Below are 6,361 nucleotides of genomic sequence, written 5' to 3' on the forward strand. Positions count from 1 at the left end.
AAGCAGACTTCTTGTTTGAAAGGACAGATAAAAATGTGTAAAAATTTCAGGATAGTAATAGTGACAGCCCTTGCAGCTTCTTCTCTTGCGGGCTGTGGTCATGTGGGCGAAGGCAAGGGTTCGGATACCGAGCCTATATTCACTTCGACCTCGGCTATGGAAAAGCGCACCGTCCATACCACAAGGACGGCGGCTATCGCTGTGGGTGATGTTGATGCGGACGACGAAGATGCCAACGGCGGTTATACCACGACCACAACGATCATAGGTTCGCTGGAGAATGACCAGCTGTTCGATGAGGTAGATGAGGATATCCGTGCAACACAGCGAACCGAGGCTAAGACCTACTACTCAGTTCCGGAACATAACGGCACTACCGGTGCGGTAATGACAGTCAGCGCTGAAAAAACGACCACTACAGCCAACGGAACTATAAGTATCGAAGACCCGACGACACGCCCCACTACAAAAAGCACTACAGCAGCTACCACCACAACCAAGATAGTTCCAAATAAGCTTTTCCGTATGGAGTCTGCTATGGAGTACGATTCCAAAAGAAAATATACCGTCACTTCTGATACTACCTATCTCAACCTGAGATACGGTCCTTCCAAGGAATATGATATCAGAACTACCATACCTGACGGTTCTGTTATCGTAGGCTACGGTGAAACAGTCGGTCCCGATGGAAATGTATGGGTAGCTACACTATACAAGGGCACTTCGGGCTGGGTAATGAGAGAACTGCTGAGCTACTGACAGCTGCTTTGACAGTTAAATGCAATAGAGTAAGGATAATTGTCGAATTTTTGGCGTTAATGGGATTGACAAAAGTCATTTTATGCTGTATACTTATATAGTATGTTATTATGTTGATCTGCGACCCGCAGATCTGTACGATCTTTTAGAAAATCAGGTAGGTGTTGTAAATAATGGAACAACAGAAAGAGATGAGTATACAGGAATTGATAGGTATCCTGCTGGGTCATCTGAGAATGATAATCGTTGTGACTATAATTGCAGGTATAGCAGGGTACAGCTACGCTAAGTTCGTGCTGCCTCTCCAGTATACTTCCAGTATCAAGATTTATGTTACGAACAATAATTTGTCTGATGCAAATGACATAAATCAGATCAATGCGCAGGATCTTAACACTGCACGAAGCCTCGCAACGACTTATATAGTTATACTTGATGATGCTATGATGTATGAGGCAATATCTGACAGGCTCCTGCAAGACTATAGTGAGGAAGACCTCAAGAATTATTTTACTATCGCTGTTGATGAAGGCGGCAATAATTACATCCCTTCAAATCAGATCAAGAAACTGATAAACATTACTGCGGTAAACAATACCGAGGTGCTTCAGGTAACAGTTACCAGCCAGGTCCCCAAGTTCTCGGCTGATATCTGCACCTATATATCAAAGCTTGCTCCCGAGATCATCAAACGTACTACCAAGGCTGGTTCCGTTGAAACTGTTTCACCTGCAAAGGTGCCTACCTCTCCCAGCGGTCCCAATATCCCGAGATATCTGCTTCTCGGAATGGTGGCAGGCTTTGCGGTCGCAGTAGCTATCGCAATGATATCCAGCTTCCTGGATAATACTGTAAAGAGCGGCGAAGAACTGAGAGATCGTTTCGGTGTTCCTGTTCTTGCAGAGATACCTGATATTTTCATGGACAGTAAGGGAGGTTCGAGCAAGTATGGCAAGTATTAACAGAAATCCCGCTTTTACCAACAGGAACGCCAAAAGAAGAACTCTTATGGATAAAGATGTTGCTTTCCCTGTAACTGAAGCCTATAAGACTCTTAGAACGAATATATCCTTTGCTCTTTCTACCAAGAAGAATAAGATATTTGCAGTATCCAGTGCTCTGGCTTCCGAGGGTAAGTCAACGGTGGCGGCGAATATTGCCATTACCCTTGCCCAGAACAATGATCATGTACTGCTGATAGACGGCGACCTCAGAAAGCCTGTTCAGCATAGAGTATTCACCCTGAAAAACGAAGTGGGTCTCAGTACACTGATAAGCGGAAGCAATACCTTCAAGGAGATAGTTCACCACGAAGTCATCGAGAATCTCGATGTCGTTCCCTGCGGTCCTATTCCTCCCAACCCTTCCGAAATGTTGGGTTCGGATAATATGAAGATGCTGCTGGAACAGCTTTCGGCTCATTATGATTATATCGTAATAGATACACCACCGATAAACATCGTTACCGACGCACTGACACTTCTTGATTCCATTGCAGGTGTACTTCTGGTAGCAAACCATGGCAAGTCTACCTATGACGCTCTTGAAGAATCTATTCAGGCTATCAAAATGTCAGATGGTTCGCTGCTTGGTATCGTTGTAAACAACGTTTCTGTATCTGGCGGTAAGTATGGCGGCAAGTACAGCTATAAGTACAAGTATGGCTATAAGTACGGCTACGGTTACGGCGATTACAGTGATTATACTCCAAAAGCTTCGGATAATAAAGATAAGTAATAAAATAGCAGCCCTGAGCGGCTGCTTTTTTATTTCATGATGCAGGAGGGAATTATGTTTGAAACAGAAAGAAAGATATATTGCTCGCAGATAGGTGAGGGCGGCATAGTCCGCAACAGCGGTCTGGTAGATATCCTGCAGGATACTTCTGATCTGCACCTGATGAATCACCCTGTTCTCGCTTCTTTTTTCAGGGAAACAGGCAGTGTTATGTTCCTTACTCACCGTCAGGTGGATATAATAAGGCGTCCCGAATACGGTGAACATATCCAGACAAAGACCTGGACATACGAACTCAACAGAATGTACGGTTCGAGAAATACCGTGGTGCTTGGCGAAAAAGGCGACGTGTGCATAAAGTCCATCGCAGGCGGCGCTTTCATGGATATTAAAACTGGCAGACCTATCCGCGTTTCGGCAGACCTCATAGCTCAGGTGAAAAGTTACGAGAAACTTGAAATGGAGTATCTTCCCCGTAAAATAGCCCTTCCCGATACCGACCCTGTTATAACCTGCCAGATGGTCATAAGAAGAAGCGATATCGACATGAACGATCATGTCAATAACGCTCGCTATTTTGATATAACCGACGAACTCTTCCATGAGTGCCATAACGCAAAACGTTTCCGTGCCGAGTATAAATTCCCCATCAAGCGGGGCGATGTGGTATTTGCTGACAGATACGATACCGAGAATGGCTGCATCGTATCTCTACGTGATGATTCGGGGAAAATATACTGTAACGTAGAATACAACCTTTGATATACGATCTTAGTATTATCTGCTTTTCAGCGGTACTTGACAAATGACAAAAAATCGGTTATAATTAAATCATACATCAACAATAGGATTACTAAAGCAATTTTTAATAAAGCAGTCAGGAGGGGCGGCTATGAAGATCTCCACAAAAGGAAGATATGCACTCAGACTTATGACAGATCTTGCCAAACACAAGGAAGACGGTTATGTACCCATCAAGGTGATAGCTGAAAGGCAGAACATCAGCGATAAATATCTGGAGCAGATAATCTCTATACTCAGCCGTGCAGGCTATGTAAGAAGCATACGCGGTGCAGGCGGCGGATATACTCTCGCTTATCCCGCTGAAAAATATACAGTAGGTATGATACTCAGGCTGACTGAGGGCAGTCTTGCACCTGTTGCCTGTCTTGAAACAGAGGAAAACCTCTGTGAGCGTGCCGAAGCTTGTCCTACCTTATTTATATGGGAGAAGCTGTATGAAGCTATAAATGACGTTGTAGACGGCATCACCATTGCTGATATAGTTGAGAGAGACTGCAACGGCGCTGATCAGTACAGCATCTGATACACGAGATGGGATAGACCTTTTTTACAGCATAACAAAATTCTGGGGATAGCCGTAATTTAAAGCACGGTTATCCCCTTGTGTTTTCGTATTCATATATATGCCGCTATTAAGAAAGCCATAGCACTTCTGAAATCTGTATCAGAAACACTACGGCTGAAGATGTACTATTATTTTTGAAGAAAATTCTCAACGTCCCTTATCCACACATCGGTCTGACGGATCGCCTTGTAAACATGAGGGTCGCCCTTGTAGCAAAGAACTTCTGTTTCAGGGTATAGCTTTTTCAGCCGTTCTGCCGACTTTTGGCTGATACTCTCGTTAGCCTTTGTTCCATGTATAAAAAGTATCCTGCTGTGAACATCCATATCCGCAGGGATACTTCTGCTGCATACGCTTCGCATCGCATTCTTGGCGGTATCCTCCTCCATGATATCGGATACTTTCAGAAAACCGTCTATGAACCTCTCGGGCAGAAAATCCCGCCTGCACCTGTCCAGGGTCTTTTTATCACGACGTTTTGTCTTTTTCAGTATCGTGATGTAGTTCATAGCCATGATCTTTTCGGCTATCTTGGGCATAGGCATCAGCGGTGCGCCGTCAAGTACAAGATCATCTATACCTATACTGCCGCTTTTCAGCATCTCAAAGGCTATAGCCCCGCCAAGGGACATACCGCACAGCACGCTGACTTTGTCTATATCCATGTCGTGCAGTGCTTTTACGATATTTTTTGCTTCATCTTCGATGGAGATGAACCGCGTAGGTCTGTCCACGGTGTGATCGCTGAGTTCGGGCACGATGACATGGTAGTCTCGGCTGAATTGTTTTATCTGATCCGTCCATACCTGCCACGGTGTCATCATACCGTGTACCAGCACTATAACAGGGGAGTCATTACTGCCGAAGCTGTGTATCATGCTTGCGACTTCCTGTATTTGTCGTTGTCTTTCTTTTGTCTACGGCGTCTTTTTGTTTATTCGCCGCTGCGGATGATCGAAGAAACAGCAGGTGATTTGTTATTTTTTTCTTCCCCGCCATTTCTTTGATGACCCTTTGTTGTTTCCTCGGTTAATATTATAGCTCAAAAAAGTCATAGGGTCAAGCAACCTTTGCGGGCAGTTGCGCAACAGAAGTTGGCAATTTTGCAGATCGATGCTTTAAAACGTAAAGTCCCCACGAACCGCAGACTAATTAATGTACGCAGTAGGAGAGAATTTACTATTTGTTCATAAATGGCATCGGATGGTGTGGTATAATATATGTGTTCACCACAACCTTAAAATTAAGGAAAGACGGAGGATAAGTAAGATGAATATAAAAGTACTGGCTGCCCTTGCAGCGGCGGCAGTTATGGCTGCAAGCGTTACAGCCTGCGGCAAGAAGACAGACGATAAGGATACTTCCGAAAGCAAGGCTGAATCTTCGGCGGCTGAAAAGGACACTGAAAGCACCCCCGAAGAGGACAGCGCGGCTGAATCTTCTGAGGCTCCCACAGAATCAAAGCCCGAAGAAGAGGAGGAAAAGCTCAATTACATAGGCGAAAAGGACGCAAAGAAAGCGGATTATTCCGTTGAGCTGACAAACGGCACCGAGCATGAGATAATCGGGTTTGCTATAAACTATGGCGACGGTGAGTACAGCGAGAATCTGATACCTGATGGTGAGGATTTCGAGATAGACGAAGTTAGGCTGTTCAACTGGTCTCACACAGTATCGGGCGATGTTATGATGCTGGGTGATTTCAATGTTGAGATAACTCTCGATGACGGTCAAAGATTCGAGCTCCACGGTTTCCCCTTGACAGATATGCTTTCAGCTGAGATAAGACTGATGGACGAGTACGCTTTCCTTGTTTATACAAACAAGATAGGCGACGTAAAGGATACTATGAAAAAAGAGGCTGACATCGTGGAAGACGAAAAGGAGAAGGAGGCTGCCAAGACCTCTACCACCACGGAAGCTCCCATACCCGAGCCGGAGCCCGAGACCGATACTGAGCCTGTGACCGAGCCTGAACCTCAGCCCGAGCCACAGACTGATACCCAGGCAGAAAATTCTCAGGCTGAACAGCCCCAGGTGACCGATCAGCAGAATGTTGACGGTCAGCCCTGGTAAAATATGATGATATCGGAGATCTCCCTGCGGCGGTCTCCTTTTTTGCTAAAAAAAGGGGACAGGAGTCTATCCTAAAATTTGTGTAAACCTCTGAAGTAGTGTATAATAGAAGAGACACTACTTTGGAGGTTTTAATTATGAGCAGAAGACGAAGAAATGAAACAGAAGAGCAGCGAGCAAGAAGAGAGCTAATAAGTGATTTTCTTTCGGCAGCGAATATTCAGAGCATGGACGATATTCAGGAACTTTTCAAGGAGGCACTTGCCGGATTTATGGAAGGTAGCCTTGAATCAGAGCTTGATTCCGAGCTTGGATACGAGCCGTATGACGTTAAGAACAAGGCTACCGACAACAGTCGTAACGGTCACAGCAAGAAAACTCTTCGTACCAGTATGGGTAAGGTTGATATTGAAGTTCCTC

8 protein-coding genes are annotated in these 6,361 nt (G+C 45.0%); 7 read left to right on the plus strand and 1 reads right to left on the minus strand.

Annotated features, from left to right (window positions below; translation table 11 throughout):
* Positions 1-33: 33 nt before the first annotated feature.
* The 5 genes from BMY75_RS11700 to BMY75_RS11720 all read left to right on the plus strand — a co-directional run bounded on the left by BMY75_RS11700 (position 34) and on the right by BMY75_RS11720 (position 3,823).
* Positions 34-759 (plus strand): SH3 domain-containing protein, encoded by a 726-nt coding sequence (locus BMY75_RS11700; protein ID WP_074834048.1) that lies wholly within the window; start codon positions 34-36, stop codon positions 757-759.
* 173 nt (positions 760-932) lie between these two features.
* Positions 933-1,721, plus strand: coding sequence for a YveK family protein (locus BMY75_RS11705; protein ID WP_074834049.1), 789 nt, complete (start codon positions 933-935; stop codon positions 1,719-1,721).
* Positions 1,708-2,496, plus strand: a complete 789-nt coding sequence (locus tag BMY75_RS11710; RefSeq protein ID WP_074834050.1) for a CpsD/CapB family tyrosine-protein kinase — start codon at positions 1,708-1,710, stop codon at positions 2,494-2,496. Before BMY75_RS11705 ends, BMY75_RS11710 begins: the two co-directional genes overlap by 14 nt.
* Positions 2,497-2,550: 54 nt before the next feature.
* Positions 2,551-3,258 carry an acyl-[acyl-carrier-protein] thioesterase gene (locus BMY75_RS11715; RefSeq protein ID WP_074834051.1) on the plus strand — a complete coding sequence of 236 codons (708 nt, stop codon included), beginning with the start codon at positions 2,551-2,553 and terminating at the stop codon, positions 3,256-3,258.
* A gap of 130 nt (positions 3,259-3,388) precedes the next feature.
* On the plus strand, positions 3,389-3,823 hold the full coding sequence (locus BMY75_RS11720; protein WP_074834052.1) for an RrF2 family transcriptional regulator: 435 nt from the start codon (positions 3,389-3,391) through the stop codon (positions 3,821-3,823).
* A 170-nt stretch (positions 3,824-3,993) separates the two neighbouring features.
* Here the strand turns inward: BMY75_RS11720 and BMY75_RS11725 are convergent, their stop codons facing one another.
* A complete protein-coding gene (locus BMY75_RS11725) occupies positions 3,994-4,743 on the minus strand; it encodes an alpha/beta hydrolase (protein ID WP_074834053.1) in 750 nt (249 codons plus the stop codon).
* A 391-nt stretch (positions 4,744-5,134) separates the two neighbouring features.
* Between BMY75_RS11725 and BMY75_RS11730 the strand changes: the two genes are divergently transcribed.
* Both BMY75_RS11730 and BMY75_RS11735 read left to right on the plus strand, forming a co-directional pair.
* Positions 5,135-5,941: a hypothetical protein gene (locus BMY75_RS11730; protein WP_074834054.1), complete on the plus strand. Its 807-nt coding sequence runs from the start codon at positions 5,135-5,137 to the stop codon at positions 5,939-5,941.
* Between the two features lie 137 nt (positions 5,942-6,078).
* Positions 6,079-6,361: transposase (locus tag BMY75_RS11735; RefSeq protein WP_037304829.1), on the plus strand; the 283-nt coding region annotated here is incomplete at its 3' end.

This window comes from Hominimerdicola alba (genome assembly GCF_900109655.1).
In the GTDB taxonomy this organism is placed as follows: domain Bacteria; phylum Bacillota; class Clostridia; order Oscillospirales; family Ruminococcaceae; genus Hominimerdicola; species Hominimerdicola alba_B.